This window comes from Nocardioides jiangsuensis, from assembly GCF_019679455.1.
GTDB lineage: Bacteria > Actinomycetota > Actinomycetes > Propionibacteriales > Nocardioidaceae > Nocardioides_C > Nocardioides_C jiangsuensis.
This window is the reverse complement of sequence record NZ_JAIEZQ010000001.1, coordinates 448467-463104: the sequence shown is the minus strand read 5'-3', so window position 1 is coordinate 463104 and position 14638 is coordinate 448467. Positions and strand designations below refer to the sequence as shown.

The 14638-nt window shown below is 73.3% G+C and carries 14 protein-coding genes; 8 read left to right on the top strand and 6 right to left on the bottom strand.

Going from position 1 to position 14638, the window contains the following annotated elements:
- Positions 1-33: 33 nt before the first annotated feature.
- Positions 34-294, bottom strand: coding sequence for a hypothetical protein (locus K1X13_RS02240; protein WP_221023412.1), 261 nt, complete (start codon positions 292-294; stop codon positions 34-36).
- On the opposite strand from K1X13_RS02240, the gene K1X13_RS02235 reads away from it, so the two are divergent.
- Positions 293-1261: a helix-turn-helix domain-containing protein gene (locus K1X13_RS02235; RefSeq protein ID WP_221023411.1), complete on the top strand. Its 969-nt coding sequence runs from the start codon at positions 293-295 to the stop codon at positions 1259-1261. The genes K1X13_RS02240 and K1X13_RS02235 overlap by 2 nt on opposite strands.
- Here K1X13_RS02235 and K1X13_RS02230 read toward each other — a convergent pair.
- Positions 1232-2506 (bottom strand): class I adenylate-forming enzyme family protein, encoded by a 1275-nt coding sequence (locus K1X13_RS02230; RefSeq protein ID WP_221023410.1) that lies wholly within the window; start codon positions 2504-2506, stop codon positions 1232-1234. The two genes, K1X13_RS02235 and K1X13_RS02230, sit on opposite strands and share 30 nt — an antisense overlap.
- 209 nt (positions 2507-2715) lie before the next feature.
- On the opposite strand from K1X13_RS02230, the gene K1X13_RS02225 reads away from it, so the two are divergent.
- Complete coding sequence (locus tag K1X13_RS02225) at positions 2716-3447, top strand: hypothetical protein (protein ID WP_221023409.1); 732 nt, start codon at positions 2716-2718, stop codon at positions 3445-3447.
- Here the strand turns inward: K1X13_RS02225 and K1X13_RS02220 are convergent.
- Entirely contained in the window at positions 3432-3971 is a 540-nt protein-coding gene (locus K1X13_RS02220) for a dihydrofolate reductase family protein (RefSeq protein ID WP_221023408.1), read from the bottom strand. The two genes, K1X13_RS02225 and K1X13_RS02220, sit on opposite strands and share 16 nt — an antisense overlap.
- A gap of 237 nt (positions 3972-4208) precedes the next feature.
- Here K1X13_RS02220 and coaE point away from each other — a divergent pair, with 237 nt between their 5' ends.
- Entirely contained in the window at positions 4209-4820 is a 612-nt protein-coding gene (gene coaE / locus K1X13_RS02215) for a dephospho-CoA kinase (RefSeq protein WP_308249339.1), read from the top strand.
- A gap of 47 nt (positions 4821-4867) precedes the next feature.
- Here the strand turns inward: coaE and K1X13_RS02210 are convergent, their stop codons facing one another.
- Positions 4868-5821: a sigma-70 family RNA polymerase sigma factor gene (locus K1X13_RS02210; RefSeq protein WP_221023406.1), complete on the bottom strand. Its 954-nt coding sequence runs from the start codon at positions 5819-5821 to the stop codon at positions 4868-4870.
- A 220-nt stretch (positions 5822-6041) separates the two neighbouring features.
- Entirely contained in the window at positions 6042-8162 is a 2121-nt protein-coding gene (locus K1X13_RS02205) for a S9 family peptidase (RefSeq protein ID WP_221023405.1), read from the bottom strand.
- A gap of 76 nt (positions 8163-8238) precedes the next feature.
- Here K1X13_RS02205 and K1X13_RS02200 point away from each other — a divergent pair, with 76 nt between their 5' ends.
- Genes K1X13_RS02200 through K1X13_RS02190 form a run of 3 tightly spaced genes read left to right on the top strand, consistent with a single transcriptional unit; the run spans position 8239 to position 10387 of the window.
- On the top strand, positions 8239-8937 hold the full coding sequence (locus tag K1X13_RS02200; RefSeq protein ID WP_221023404.1) for a LamB/YcsF family protein: 699 nt from the start codon (positions 8239-8241) through the stop codon (positions 8935-8937).
- Positions 8934-9536: a 5-oxoprolinase subunit PxpB gene (gene pxpB / locus K1X13_RS02195; protein WP_221023403.1), complete on the top strand. Its 603-nt coding sequence runs from the start codon at positions 8934-8936 to the stop codon at positions 9534-9536. Before K1X13_RS02200 ends, pxpB begins: the two co-directional genes overlap by 4 nt.
- Positions 9533-10387 carry a 5-oxoprolinase subunit C family protein gene (locus K1X13_RS02190; RefSeq protein ID WP_221023402.1) on the top strand — a complete coding sequence of 285 codons (855 nt, stop codon included), beginning with the start codon at positions 9533-9535 and terminating at the stop codon, positions 10385-10387. The genes pxpB and K1X13_RS02190 overlap by 4 nt, the downstream gene beginning before the upstream one ends.
- Before the next feature lie 30 nt (positions 10388-10417).
- On the opposite strand, the gene K1X13_RS02185 is transcribed toward K1X13_RS02190, so the two are convergent.
- On the bottom strand, positions 10418-11827 hold the full coding sequence (locus tag K1X13_RS02185; RefSeq protein ID WP_221023401.1) for a DNA polymerase IV: 1410 nt from the start codon (positions 11825-11827) through the stop codon (positions 10418-10420).
- 225 nt (positions 11828-12052) lie between these two features.
- Here K1X13_RS02185 and K1X13_RS02180 point away from each other — a divergent pair, with 225 nt between their 5' ends.
- The gene (locus K1X13_RS02180; protein WP_221023400.1) at positions 12053-13078 is read left to right on the top strand and encodes a DUF4192 domain-containing protein; all 1026 of its coding nucleotides are present in this window, start codon (positions 12053-12055) and stop codon (positions 13076-13078) included.
- A 37-nt stretch (positions 13079-13115) separates the two neighbouring features.
- Positions 13116-14585, top strand: a complete 1470-nt coding sequence (locus K1X13_RS02175; protein ID WP_221023399.1) for a glutamate-cysteine ligase family protein — start codon at positions 13116-13118, stop codon at positions 14583-14585.
- The last annotated feature ends 53 nt before the right edge of the window (positions 14586-14638 follow it).

Below are 14638 nucleotides of genomic sequence, written 5' to 3'. Positions count from 1 at the left end.
GCCGCGCTGGTACGGACGACCCGGCCGGGGAGGTCAGGCGAGACGCGTCGGCCGGTTGGACGGGTCGAAGATGTCGCGCGGGTGGCTGGCGGGCGGTGGACGGTGGCCGTAGCCATCGCCGTCGAGGACACGCGCGGTGAGGTAACCGAAGGCCACCACCGCGGCTGCGGTGAGAAGGAGGATGAGTGCTGCGGTCATGGCAGTAATCATGCTCTCGACTAGATCCCGCCACGAGTGGCAGTAGTGACATGTTCCATCGATTTCCTGCCAACTTTGTGCCACGATGGTGAGCATGATCGAGAACGTGGCCGTGGTGGTCTACGACGGCGTCGCCCCGTTCGAGCTCGGCGTGCTGTGCGAGGCGTGGGCGACCGACCGGTCCGACCAGGGCCTGCCCACCTTCGACTTCGCCGTGTGCGCGCCCCAGGCGGGGCCGGTGACCACCGCCGCCGGCTTCGGGCTGTACGTCGACCACGACCTGGCGCGCGTCGCGGAGGCCGACCTCGTCGCGCTCCCCGCGGTTCCGCGGGACCAGGTGGTCCCCGAGTGCGTGGTCGAGGCGCTCCGCGCGGCGTACGACCGGGGCGCCCGGATGCTCTCGGTGTGCACGGGCGCGTTCGCGCTGGGGGCCGCGGGGCTGCTCGACGGCCGCGAGTGCACCACCCACTGGATGTACACCCACCAGCTCGCCACACGGTTCCCCGAGGCCCGGGTCATCCCCGAGGTGCTCTACGTCGACGACGGCCGGGTGATCACCTCCGCCGGCTCGGCGGCGGGCCTCGACGCCTGCCTGCACCTGTACCGCCAGGAGTTCGGTGCGAGCGTGGCCAGCATGGTCGCCCGGCGGATGGTGGTCCCGCCACAGCGTGACGGCGGCCAGGCTCAGTTCATCCGCAGCGCGGTGCCCGACTGCGACGCCGAGACCCTGGGGCCGCTGCTCACCTGGATCGTGGAGAACCTCGCCGAGCCGCTCAGCGTCGACCAGCTCGCCGCCCGCAGCAACCTGTCCGCACGGACCTTCGCCCGCCGGTTCCGCGCCGAGACCGGCGCCACCCCGCACGCCTGGATCACCAGCCAGCGGGTGCTGCGGGCCGAGGAGCTGCTCGAGACCTCCGACCGCTCGGTGGAGCAGATCGCCTCCGACGTGGGCTTCGGCAACGCCGCCACGCTGCGGCACCACTTCACGCGGGCGCGAGCGGTGAGCCCGCAGCAGTACCGCAGGACGTTCAGCTCAGTCGTCGAGACCGAGAAGGCCGGGTAGCTCCAGCCGCTTGACCTTGCCCGTCGCGGTCCGGGGGAGGGCGTCGAGCCGGAAGTAGGACTTCGGGCGCTTGGGCGGGGCGAGCCGCTCGGCGGCGTACGACGCCAGCTCCTCGGCCGTCGCCTCCCCCACTACCGCCGCGCACACCCGCTGCCCCCAGTGCTCGTCCCCGACCCCGAAGACCGCGACGTCCCGCACCGCCGGGTGGCCACCGAGGACGTTCTCCACCTCGACGGGGTAGACGTTCACGCCGCCGGTGATGACCAGGTCCTCCCGGCGGCCGGCGAGGTACAGGTAACCCTCGTCGTCGAGACGGCCGAGGTCCCCGACCGTGAACGCCGACCCCCGGTCGGTGTCGCGCCAGCAGGCGGCGGTCTTCTCCCGCGCCCGCCAGTAGCTGAACCGGGCGTGCTCGGGAACCACGCACCAGATCGTGCCGTCGCCGTCGACGCTCAGGCTGCGGCCGGGCCTGGCCCGCCCGACCGTGCCCGGGTGGGCCGCCCACTCCTCGCTGCGGCAGGCGGTGAACTGGCCCTCCGTCGAGCCGTAGAACTCCCACGTGGTCCGCGGCGGGAACAGCTCGAGCAGCCGCTGCTTGACCGGCGGCGGGCAGGCCGCGCCCGCGTGCGCGACCAGCCGGAAGCAGGAGAGGTCGGGCACCCCGACCTCGTCCCAGTGCGCGAAGAGCCGCTGCAGGTGAGCGGGAACGCAGAACATCGTGGTCGGCCGCTGCCTCACGATCGCCCGGGTGACCGCGTCCGGGTCGAACGGCCCCGGTACGACGAGCCGACCGCCGGCGAGGAGCGTCCCGAGCGAGAAGCGCAGCGGCGCCGAGTGGTGGAGCGGGCTGAGGACCAGGTGCGCGTCGGAGCCGGTGAACCGCCACAGGTCACGCTCCTCGGCGACCAGGGCCTGGGCCCGCTCCGGGGTCAGCAGGCCGGACCAGACCCCCTTCGGAGCGCCGGTGGTGCCGCTGGTCAGGTGCATCGGACGGACCAGCGGGACGGGGCTCGGCGGATCAGGTTCGAGCGCCTCCGCCGCCTCGGCCAGCTCCTCCGGCGTGGTCACCACGAGGACCGGCTCCACGTCGTCGAGGACCGCGCGACGCTCGCGGTCGGTCAGCTGCGGGTCGATCGGGACCGGGACGACGCCCTGCCGGGTGGCGAGGAGGACGAAGTCGGCGTACGCCGCAGAGCCGGGGACGAGCAGGGCGACCCGGTCGGCGGGGCGAAACGTGCGGAACACGGGTCGATCATCCCAGTGGGTGCCATAGGGCACACTGGGAGGTGAGACATGACGACCGGCCGTGGGAAGCCGGGGCGTCGCTGGACTTTTCACGCCGTGGGGGGCACGTGAGTCACATCTGGGGTGGGCCGACCGGTCGTGCCGGGGTTTCCGGTGCCACGAGGCTGGTTCTGTCGCGCGCGGGCGTCGTGCTCGGTGGCCTCGCGGTCGTGGCCGGACTGGGCGCGTGCGCGTCGGCGGGCGGCAGCGGCGACGGGACCGGTCGCGCCGCGCTCGCCGGCTCCGTGAGCCAGGATCCCTCGCAGCCGGGCGCGGCGTCGCCGTCCGGGGAACCGGAGGCCGAGATCGACCCCGGCCCGGCCGACCCGGGTGCGACCCCCGTGGGCGGCGAGCCGTGGGACGTCGAGGTCAGCGCCGTCTGCGCCGAGGCGGTCGCCGAGGAGGGCGGCGCGGGCATCGACGAGGTCGCCCAGTCCTCCGATGGCGGCGCCGTGGCCTCCTTCTGGGCAAACGGAGACCGGTCGGTGGTTTGCGACGTGCTCGCGGCCGACGACGGCACGACCGTCACGACCGTGGTCCCCTCCGGCGCCGACGGGGGCAGCGGCTTCGAGGCACGTGCGCTCCGGCTCGGCTCGAGCGCGGTCAGGGGAGGGGACGGCTCGCCGACCGCGGTCCGCTACGTGGCGGGCGGCAGGCTCCCGTGGCGGGTCGACGAGCTCGGCTACGCCTTCCCGGACGGGCACCGGGCGCGGGCGGTGTTCGTGGAGAGCACCGAGGGCTCGGGCGACGTGTGGTGGTCGGTCGGCTACACCGCGACCGAGGGGCCGCTCGCCGACCCCGCGACCGACCCGGCCGACGTCGACCCGCTCACGGTCTCGGTGGTCGGCGCGGCCGCGGAAGCGTTCCGGCTGCCCTGGGAGGACGCTCAGCGCAGCGAGTAGTGCAGGTGCACGAACGGCCCGCCCGGGGTGTGCCGGACGTCGACCACCCGCATCGGCTCGGTGTGCCGGCGGGGGAGCAGGGGCGCCCCGCCACCGAGCAGCACCGGGGTGAAGCTGACCCAGATCTCGTCGAGGAGGTCGCGGTCGAGGAACTGGCCGACCAGGTCGCCACCGCCGACCAGCCACACGTCGCGGCCGGCGGCCGCCTCGACCATCTCCGCGTGCACCCGGGCGACGTCGCTGTCGGTGAAGGTGATGTCGGCGCCCTGCTTCGGGGGCAGGTCGTCGTGGTGGGTGAACACCCAGGTCGGCCGGTCGCCGTACGCCCAGGCGCCGGTCTCGTGCTCGAGGATCCACGCGTAGGTCGTCGCCCCCATCGCCAGCGCGCCCACGTTGTCGATGAAGTCGACGTAGGGGTTGGTCGGGTCCTCCCCCTCGAACTGGAACAGCCAGCTCAGGTCGTTGTCCTCGGTGGCGATGTAGCCGTCGAGGCTGGAGGCGGTGAGGTACACGGTCGAGGTCATGGGTCGATCATGGCAAGGACCGGCGACATGCGCAGGGGGTCAGGCGAGCCCGAGGTCGACCGCGAGCTGCTCGGCGTCGGCCACGGGTACGGCGGGGGAGCCGAGCTGCCGTCCGCCCTCCTGCGCCTCGTGTGCGAGGGCGAGCAGGGTCATCGGCACCCGGGCGGCGGAGGGGATCGTCGTTACCCGGTCCCAGCTCGCCGGGACGCCCTGACCCGCTGCGGTACGGTGACGCCCGTGACACGGGTACGAGTGGGACTCACCGGCGGTGTGGCGTCGGGCAAGAGCACGGTCTCGGCGATCCTGCGTGACCTCGGGGCGGTGGTGGTCGACGCCGACCGGCTCGCCCGCGAGGTGGTCGCGCCGGGCACCGAGGGGCTCGCGGAGATCGTGGAGGCCTTCGGGCCGGGCGTGCTCACCGCCTCCGGTGAGCTCGACCGGCCGGCGATGGGGGCCGTGGTGTTCGCCGACGAGACGGCCCGCCGGCGGCTGGAGGCGATCATCCATCCGCGGGTACGGCGCCGGGGCGCCGAGCTCGAGGCCGCCGCCGGGCCGGACGCGGTCGTCGTGCACGACATCCCGCTGCTGGCCGAGACCGGGCAGGGCGGCGCGTTCGACGCCGTGGTGGTGGTCGACGTACCCGTGCAGACCCAGATCGAGCGGATGGTGGCGGAGCGGGGGATGAGCCGCGCCGACGCCGAGGCCCGGGTGGCCGCGCAGGCGTCGCGGGAGGACCGGCGGGCGGTGGCGACGTACGTCATCGACAACACCGGGACGCTCGAAGACCTCCGCGACAGGGTCACGGAGGTCTTCGAGAAGCTGGTCTCGACAGGCTCGGCCGTCGGCTGAAGGACCGGTCGCCGGCGGAGCCTGTCGAGCGGCTCAGTGGATCCTGGTCACGCGGCCAGGTCCGGATCAGCCAGCTGGCGGAGCTTGGCGATCGCCTCCCGTTCGAGCTGGCGCACCCGCTCGGCGGAGATGCCGTGCTTCGCGCCGATGTCGGCCAGCTTGTGCTGGCGACCGTCGACCAGGCCGTACCGGGACCGGATGATGTCCGCGGCGCGGTCGTCGAGCAGCTCGACGAGGTGCGACAGCCGGTCCCGGGACTCCACGTCCAGGACGGTGGCGTCCGGGCCCGGCGAGGTCTCCTGCGCGATCAGGTCGCCCAGCGAGGTGTCGCCGTCCTCGTCGACCGGGGTGTCCAGGCTGACGTGCTCCCGGCCCCAGCTGATCAGGTCGATCACCCGCTCGACGTCCATGCCGAGCTCGGAGGCGATCTCCTCGGGCTCCGGCTCGCGGCCGAGCTGACGCTCGAGCGTGCGCCGGGCCGACCCGACCTGGTTCAGCTCCTCCACGACGTGGACGGGCAGCCGGACCACGCGAGCCTGCTGCGCGATGCCGCGGGTGATCGCCTGCCGCACCCACCAGGTCGCGTAGGTGGAGAACTTGTAGCCCTTCGCGTAGTCGAACTTCTCGACCGCGCGGATCAGGCCGGTGTTGCCTTCTTGGACCAGGTCCAACATGGGCATCTGGCTGCGACCGTACTTGCGTGCGATCGAGACCACGAGCCTCAGGTTGGCCGTGATGAACTGCTGGATTGCCCGCTCACCCTCGGAGGCGAGCCACTCGAGCTCCTCCTGGGTCGCGGTCTTCGGTGCTCCGCCCTTCCGGCGACCCACCCGACCGGAGTCGAGCAGGTGCTGGGCCATCAGGCCGGCCTCGATGGTCTTGCTGAGCTCTACCTCGGTGATCGCGTCCAGCAATGGAGTGCGTGCGATCTCGTCGAGGTACAGGCCGACGCTGTCGCGTCCCTCGATCGACTCGCGCGCGTGCGTCCGACTCGTTGCCACGTGCGCTCCCTTCCTAAGCCAGAGGTCTACCCACAGGTAGCCGCTGTAATCACCTCAACGACCAGCCTGTCGATGAGATTCCCGAACTCCGCCTTCTACCCGGCGTTCGTTCTCTGCAAGGAAAAGGACGGCCGGGGCGAGCGATAAGTTGCCGCCCCGGCCGGTTTCACACCACTTCTCAGAAAGTTCTCAGACACAAGTTCCCGGACGGGACCCCCGGTCAGGCCCGGCCGAGCCGGTCCAGCACCCACGCGTAGCTGAACGCGCGGTCCTTCCAGGCGTTGTAGCGCCCGCTGACGCCGCCGTGGCCGGCCGACATCTCCGTCTTCAGCAGCACCTGCTCGGCGCCGTTCCCGAGGGCGCGCAGCCGGGCCACCCACTTGGCCGGCTCCACGTACAGCACCCGGGTGTCGTGCAGCGAGGTCTCCGCCAGGATCGGCGGATAGGCCTGCGGGGTGACGTTCTCGTACGGCGAGTAGGACTTCATGTACGCGTACACCTCGGGGTCCTCGACCGGGTTGCCCCACTCCTCCCACTCCACGACGGTCAGCGGCAGCGACGGGTCGAGGATCGTGGTGAGCGCGTCGACGAACGCGACGTTGGCCACGATCCCGCAGAACGCCTCGGGCGCGAGGTTCGCCACCGCCCCCATGAGCAGCCCGCCGGCGCTGGCGCCCTCCGCGACCAGGCGGTCCGCCGCGGTCCACCCCGAGTCCGCGAGATGCCGGGCGCAGGCCACGAAGTCGCTGAAGGTGTTCTTCTTCGCGAGCATCTTGCCGTCGTCGTACCAGTGCCGGCCCATCTCGCCGCCGCCGCGCACGTGCGCGATCGCGAAGCCGACCCCGCGGTCGAGCAGGGAGAGCCGGGAGATCGTGAAGTACGGGTCCATCGAGGTCTCGTAGGAGCCGTAGCCGTAGAGCAGGAACGGCGTGGACCCGTCACGCGGCGTGCCCTTGGGGCAGACGACCGAGATCGGTACGCGGGTGCCGTCCTCCGCGGTCGCCCACTCCCGGTGCTGCTCGTAGGCGTCGGGGTCGAAGTCGCCGAGGACCGGGGTCTGCTTGAGCAGGGTCAGCTCCCGGGTGCGTACGTCGAAGTCGTAGACGGCCGGGGGAGTGGCCATCGTGGTGTAGCCGAGCCGGACCGTGGGCTGGTGGAACTCCGGGTTGCCGCCCGCGCCCACGGTGTACACGGCGTGGCCGAACTCGACCAGGAAGTCGTCGCCGAGGCCGTCCTCGTCGAGGGTGATGATCCGCAGCTGGGTGAGCCCGTCGCTGCGCTGGCTGATCACGAGGTGGCCCGCGAACGCCTCCACGTCCTCCAGGCGCGCGGCCGGGTCGTGCTCGAGCACCGGGGTCCACTGCTCGTGCGAGGTGGCGTCCACCGGCGCCTGGGCGAGCATGAAGTTCTCGGCGCCGTCGTTGTGCATCACCAGGAACCGGTCCTCGCCGGCGATCACGGCGTGCTCGACGCCGTACTCCACGCCCTGGCGCCGCGGCGCGACCACGCGGAAATCGCCGGTCGGGTCGTCGGCCTCGAGGACGCGGTACTCCGTGGTGGTCTTGGACCCCACGCCGATGACCAGGTACCGGTCGCTGCGGGTGCGGCCCACCGATGCCCAGAACCGCTCGTCCGCCTCGTGGAAGACCACGACGTCGTCGCTGCGGTCGGTGCCGAGCTCGTGGCGCCACACCTTGTCGGGGCGCCAAGCCTCGTCGACGGTCGTGTAGAAGAGGTAGCGGCCCGAGAGGTCCCAGGTGGCGCCGTACGCCGTGTCGGGGATCTCGTCGGGGAGCAGCTCGCCGGTGCGCAGGTCCTTGACCCGCATCAGGAACCGCTCGTCGCCACGGGTGTCGGTGCTGAACGCGAGCAGGCTGCCGTCGGTGCTGACGCTGGAGGCGCCGAGCGAGAAGAAGTCGTGCCCCTCGGCGAGCTCGTTGGAGTCGAGGAGCACCTGCTCGCCGGGGATCTCGGTGTCGGCGTCGAGCCGCGGCGGGGCCCAGTCGTCGGGGGAGCCCGCGGGGCAGCGGCAGCTGATGCCGTACTGCTTCCCCTCCAGGGAGCGGCCGTAGTACCACCAGGAGCCGATCCGCGAGGGCACCGACAGGTCGGTCTCCTTCGTCCGCGACCGGATCTCCTCGAAGATCGTGTCGCGGAGCCCGGCCAGGTGGGCGGTCCTCGCCTCGGTGTAGGCGTTCTCGGCCTCGAGGTAGGCGAGCGTGTCGGGCGACTCCTTGTCGCGCATCCACTCGTAGTCGTCGACGAACGTGTCCCCGTGGAAGGTGCGCTCGGCGGGGACCTTCTTGGCGACGGGGGGCGTGAGGGCGGACGGTTCAGGCATGCGCGGAGCCTAGCCCCGCGATGCCGTACGGCGGAGGAAGGGGAGTCGTCGGACCGCGGCTGGGTACGTTGTGGCGATGCCCCCTGTCATCGACCTCAACGCCGACCTGGGCGAGGGCGTCACCGACGACGACGGCCTGCTCGCGGTGGTGACCAGCGCCAACGTCGCCTGCGGCTACCACGCCGGCGACCGGGCGACCATGCGCGCGGTGTGCGAGGAGGCCGCCCGGCGCGGGGTCGTGGTCGGCGCCCAGGTCTCCTACGCCGACCGGGAGAACTTCGGCCGGGTCACCCTCGACGTCGCCTACGACCTGCTCGTCGAGCAGGTCGCCCACCAGGTCGCGCTGCTCGCGGAGGCCGCCCTGGCCGCCGGGACGCGGGTGTCCTACGTGAAGCCGCACGGCGCGCTGTACAACCGGGTCGTGCACGACGAGGAGCAGGCCCGGGCGGTGCTGGACGGCTCCGGGGACCTGCCCGTGCTGGGGCTGCCCGGGTCGGTGCTGCTCGCGATCACCGAGTCGCTGGGCCGCAGCGGCCACCCCGAGGGCTTCCCCGACCGTGCCTACACCGAGGAGGGTCGGCTGGTGCCCCGCGACCGGCCCGGCGCGGTGCACCACGAGCCGTCCGTGATCGCCGCGCGGGCGCTGCAGATGGCCCGGTCGGGGCAGGTCGCGTCGGTGTGCGTGCACGGCGACTCCCCGGCGGCGGTGCGCAGCGCGACGGAGGTCCGCTGGACGCTCGAGGCCGCGGGGCTCACCCTGCGGAGCTTCGCATGAGGTTCCTGCCCGTCGGCGCCGACGCGCTGCTCGTCGAGGTGGACGACACCGCGGCGGCGACGGCGCTGTACGACGAGGCGCTGCGGCGTCACGTGGCGGCGGTCGACGTGGTGCCCGCCGCGCGGACCGTGCTGTTCGCCGGCGTCCACGACGTGGCGGCCCTGGAACGGGAGGTCGCGGGCTGGTCGGTCACCCCACGACCTGCCGCCGGCCGCCGTACGGTCGAGGTGCCCACGGTGTACGACGGCCCGGACCTCGAGGCGGTCGCGCGGCTGTGGGACATGTCCACGCGCGAGGTGGTCGACACCCACACGTCCTGCGCGATGGTGGTCGCCTTCTGCGGCTTCGCGCCCGGCTTCGCCTACTGCACCGGGCTGCCCGAGGAGCGCGCCGCGCCCCGGCTGGAGAGCCCGCGCACCCGCGTCCCGGCCGGTTCCGTGGGCCTGGCCGGCGCGTTCACCGGCGTCTACCCGACCGCCTCGCCCGGCGGCTGGCAGCTCGTCGGGCACACCGACCTCCTGCTGTGGGACGACACCCGGGACGAGCCCGCGACGCTGACCCCGGGCACCCCGGTCCGGTTCGTGGAGGTCTCGCGATGAGCCGCGCGCTCGTCGTCCTCGACCCCGGCCCGCTCACCACGGTGCAGGACCTCGGCCGCCGCGGCTGGGCGCACCTCGGTGTCCCGCGCTCGGGGGTGCTCGACGCCCCCGCTGCCCGGTACGCCAACCGGCTCGTCGGCAACCCCGACGACGCCGCCGTCCTCGAGACCACCCTCGGCGGGGTGGACCTCGAGGTCACCGCCGCGATGAGCCTGGCGGTGACCGGGGCCCACGCGGTGGTCTGCGTCGACGGCCGCGAACGCGCCTTCGGGGAGCCGGTGACCGTGCGCGCCGGGCAGCGGGTCGTGGTCGGACCGGCCCGGTCGGGGCTGCGCTCCTACGTCGCCGTGGCGGGCGGGGTGGACGTGCCCGCGGTGCTCGGCTCGCGGTCCACAGACACCCTCTCCGGGCTCGGCCCCCGACCGCTCGCCGCCGGGAGCCGGCTGCCGGTGGGGCCGCGGCCGGGCGAGCCGCAGGGCGTGGACGTGCCCGCCGTACGGCGCCACGACCCCGCGGTCCTGCTCCGGCTCACCGCCGGCCCGCGCCACGACTGGTACACCGACGACGCGCTCGCCACCCTCGGCGGGGCGGCGTACACCGTCTCCGCGGACTCCAACCGGATCGGGCTGCGGCTCCACGGCGCCCGGCTGGCCCGGCGCAGCGGCGACGAGCTGCCGAGCGAGGGGATCGTCCTGGGCGCGGTGCAGGTGCCGGCGTCGGGGGAGCCGCTGGTGTTCCTGAACGACCACCCCACGACCGGCGGCTACCCCGTGGTGGGCGTGGTGGCGCCGGAGGACCTGCCGCTGTGCGCGCAGCTGCGGCCCGGTGACGAGGTCCGGTTCCGGGTCTGAGCGGGCGCCGCCGCCCGAGGGTGCGTGGGTTCAGAGCGGTGTCGCGTCGTCCGGTGCGGCGACCCCGGCCTCGGGGACTCCGGCCTCGGGGACTCCGGCCTCGGGGGTGTCCGGTGGGACGTCGTACCGGCCGCGGGGGCGCGGCACCAGGTCGGGGTCGTCGGTGCTGAACGTCTTGACCGGGCCGGGGCGGGTCTCCGCGGTCTCGAAGCGCACGGTGACCCGGCCGCGTCCGGAGCCCCAGACCCAGCCCGGTCCGTGGGTGGCGTGCTCGACGTCCATCCCCGGCGACCACGGGCGGCCCCGGGTCACCCGGGCGATGGCCTCCTCGGCGAGCGGCTCGTCCGCGGTGTCCGCGGCCTCCTCGGTGTCCCCGAAGAGGTCCTCCTGGATCCAGTCCGCGAGGCCGGAGACACCGACCCCGAGCAGCCGCACCCCGCCGGAGGTGTCGACCTCGGCGATGAGGGTGCGGGCCAGCCGCGCCACCGTCCGGGTGTTGTCGGTGGGGGCGGCGAGGGTGAGCGAGCGGGTGTGCGTGGAGAAGTCGTGCAGCCGCACCTTCACGGTGACGGTGCGCCCGGACAGCCGTGCCTTGCGCAGCCGCTCGGTGACCTTGGCCGCCTGCCGGTCCAGCAGTCCCTCCAGCAGCCGCCGGTCGACCAGGTCCGTGTCGTAGGTGTCCTCGACGCTCACCGACTTCGCCTCCCGCTCGGCGACCACCGGACGGTCGTCGTCGGCGCGGGCCATCCGGTAGAGCCCCTTCCCGTGGGCCTGCCCGACGACGCGGACCAGCTCGTCCTCGGAGATCCGCTCCAGCTCGGCGACGGTGTGGACGCCCACCCGGCGCAGCCGCTCGGCGGTCGCCGGGCCGACGCCGGGGATCACCGTCACGCGCATCGGCCGCAGCAGGTCCCGCTCCGTGCCGGGCGGCACGACCACGAGCCCGTCGGGCTTCTCCAGGTCGCTGGCGATCTTCGCGACCAGCTTGGAGGTGCCGATGCCGACCGAGCCGTGCAGGCCGCCGGTGGCCTCGTGCAGGTCCCGCTTGAGTCGGCGGGCCACCTCGGTCACGCCCGCGACCGAGACGTCGTCGAGGCCGGCGGCGGCGAGGTCCACGAACGCCTCGTCGAGCGAGAGCGGCTCCACCAGCGGTGAGAGCTCGCGCAGCAGCCTCATCACCGTGCCGCTGACCTCGCGGTAGGCGTCGAACCGTCCGGTGAGGAACGCGGCGTGCGGGCAGCGGGAGCGCGCCTCGGCGGTCGACATCGCGGAACGGACCCCGAAGGCCCGGGCCTCGTACGACGCGGTGGCGACGACACCGCGGCCGCCCACGCCTCCGACGACGACGGGCTTGCCGCGCAGCGACGGCTTGTCGCGCTGCTCGACGGCGGCGAAGAACGCGTCCAGGTCGACGTGGAGGATCGTCGGGTCGGCGCGCACCCGCCCATCATGCCTGCCGCCCGACCGCGGGGGAGCGAGGCATGCGCGGTCGGCGGCCGTGCACGGGAGGCCGGTGGGAACGTGAGGCCGGTGGGAACGTGGGGCCGGTGGGAACGTGAGGTCGGCGGGGCCAGGTTGTGTCCACAGACCGGCGGGCGGTGGCCGTCGTACCCGGCCGGCCGGCGGTGGCTCCCACGCGCGGAGCCGCTCGGCGAGCGTGAGGCCATGACGAAACCACGCACTCTCCGCGCCAAGTCCCCGGCCGACCTGCTGGCGATGGTGCCGCACGTCCTGGGCTTCCACCCTGAGGACTCGCTGGTCGTGATGACGGTCGGCGACGCCGAGCACCCCCTCCACGCCCGGGTGGACCTGCCCGACGACCAGGCCGGGATGGCCGAGGTCCTCGCCCAGATCGACCAGGCGCTCGCCCGCAACGGGGTCCGCCGGGTCGCGGTGCTCACCTACACCGACGACCACTGCCTCGCGTTCGAGCTGGTCTCGCGGCTGACCCACCTGTTCGACGCCGGCGGGGTGGCCGTCGTCGAGGCGGTCCGCGCCGACGGCGAGCGGTGGTACTCCCTCACCGGGTGCGACGGGCCGTGCTGCCCGCCGGGCGGGACGCCGTACGACGTCACCGTGCACCCGCTCACCGCCCAAGGGGTGTTGGAGGGGCAGGTGACCTGGCGCAACCGGCGCGAGCTCGCCGACTCGCTCGTCGGCACGGACCTCGACGCGGTCGAGGAGGTGGAGGCGGCCGCCGACCGGGCGACGGCCCGGTTCCAGGCCACCGTGGCGCAGCCGCTGGGCGGCCCCGCACCCGAGCGTGCCCGCGCCCACCTGGTGGTCGAGGGGCGGTGGGTGCGCAAGCGGGTCCGCCGCTACCTCGACGACGGGGTCCCGCTCGACAGCGACGACGCCGGCCGGCTGCTGGTCGCGATGGTCTCCATCGAGGTGCGCGACGTGGCCTGGTCCCTGATGGACCGGTCGAGCGCCGCGCGCCACGTGTCCCTGTGGCGCGACCTGGTGCTGCGGTCCCCGCGCGACCTGGCGGCGGCACCGGCAGCCCTGCTCGGGTTCGCCGCGTGGCTCTCCGGCGACGGGGCGCTCGCCTGGTGCGCGGTCGAGCGGTGCCAGGAGTCCGAGCCCGACTACCGGCTCGCGGCGCTCCTCAGCGAGGCGCTCGCGGCGGCCATCTCACCGGCGTCCTGGCGGCCGGTGCCCGAGCACCTGCTCACACTGTTCGCCGGTTGAGGCGGGCGCCGTTGACGGATGGCTCTAGGCTGCCGTCATGGGCGAAGAAGTAGCACAGCAGGAGTTCTCGCGGGAGGACCGCACCCGCTACCGCGAGAAGGTCCGCCGGTGCCTCGACGTGTTCGCCAGGATGCTGCGTGACGCGCGCTTCGACGCCGACGACCCGATGACGGGGCTGGAGATCGAGCTGAACCTCGTCGACGACGACGGCAACCCGTCGCTGAAGAGCAGCGAGGCGCTCGGGGCGATCGCCGACCCGTCCTTCCAGACCGAGCTCGGACAGTTCAACCTCGAGATCAACGTCCCGCCCAAGCAGCTCCACATGCACGGCTTCACCGCCTTCGAGGAGGGAGTGCGCACCAGCCTGAACACGGCCGAGGAGAACGCCCGGGCGGTCGGCGCCCACCTCGTGATGATCGGCATCCTGCCGACCCTGTCCGAGGGGCACATGAGCCCGGCGACGATCAGCCCGAACCCTCGCTACCACCTGCTCAGCGACCAGATCCTCGCCGCCCGCGGGGAGGACATCGTGATCGACATCGCCGGGGTGGAGCGGCTGCGGACGACCTCGGACTCGATCGTGCCCGAGGCCGCCTGCACCAGCACCCAGTTCCACGTCCAGGTCAGCCCCGAGAACTTCCCGGCCTACTGGAACGCCTCCCAGGCGATCGCCGGCGTGCAGCTCGCGCTCGGCGCGAACTCCCCGGTGCTGCTCGGCAAGGAGCTGTGGCGGGAGACCCGGATCGCGCTGTTCGAGCAGGCCACGGACACCCGCAGCGAGGAGCTCAAGGCACAGGGCGTCCGACCCCGGGTGTGGTTCGGCGAGCGCTGGATCAACTCGATCTTCGACCTGTTCGAGGAGAACGTCCGCTACTTCCCGGCGCTGCTGCCGATCGTCGAGGACGAGGACCCGGTCGCGGTGTTCGAGAAGGGGGAGACGCCGCACCTGGCCGAGCTCCGGCTGCACAACGGCACGATCTACCGCTGGAACCGGCCGGTGTACGACGTCGTCGACGGCACGCCGCACCTGAGGGTCGAGAACCGGGTGCTGCCCGCCGGACCGACCGTGGCCGACACGATGGCCAACGCGGCGTTCTACTTCGGCCTGGTGCGCACCCTCGCCGAGCACGAGCGGCCGCTGTGGTCGCAGATGTCGTTCAGCGCCGCGGAGGAGAACTTCCACGTCGCGGCGCGGCAGGGGATCGAGGCCAACGTCTACTGGCCCGGCGTCGGTCAGGTGCCGGCCACCGAGCTGGTCGTACGGCGGCTGCTCCCCATGGCGCGCGCCGGCCTCGACGCCTGGGGCGTGGACGCCGAGGAGCGCGACCGGCTGCTCGGGATCATCGAGCAGCGCTGCCTCACCGGGCAGAACGGCGCGTCGTGGTTCGCCGACCGGATGCACCGGCACCTCGAGTCCACCGACGACCGCATGGACGCGCTGCGCACCACGCTCAACGAGTACCGCGCGCACATGCACACCAACGAGCCCGTCCACACCTGGGAGTGACCCCGCCGGTGGCTGGCGCCCGGCCCCCCGGGGTGTGACCTGCGGCGCCCGGC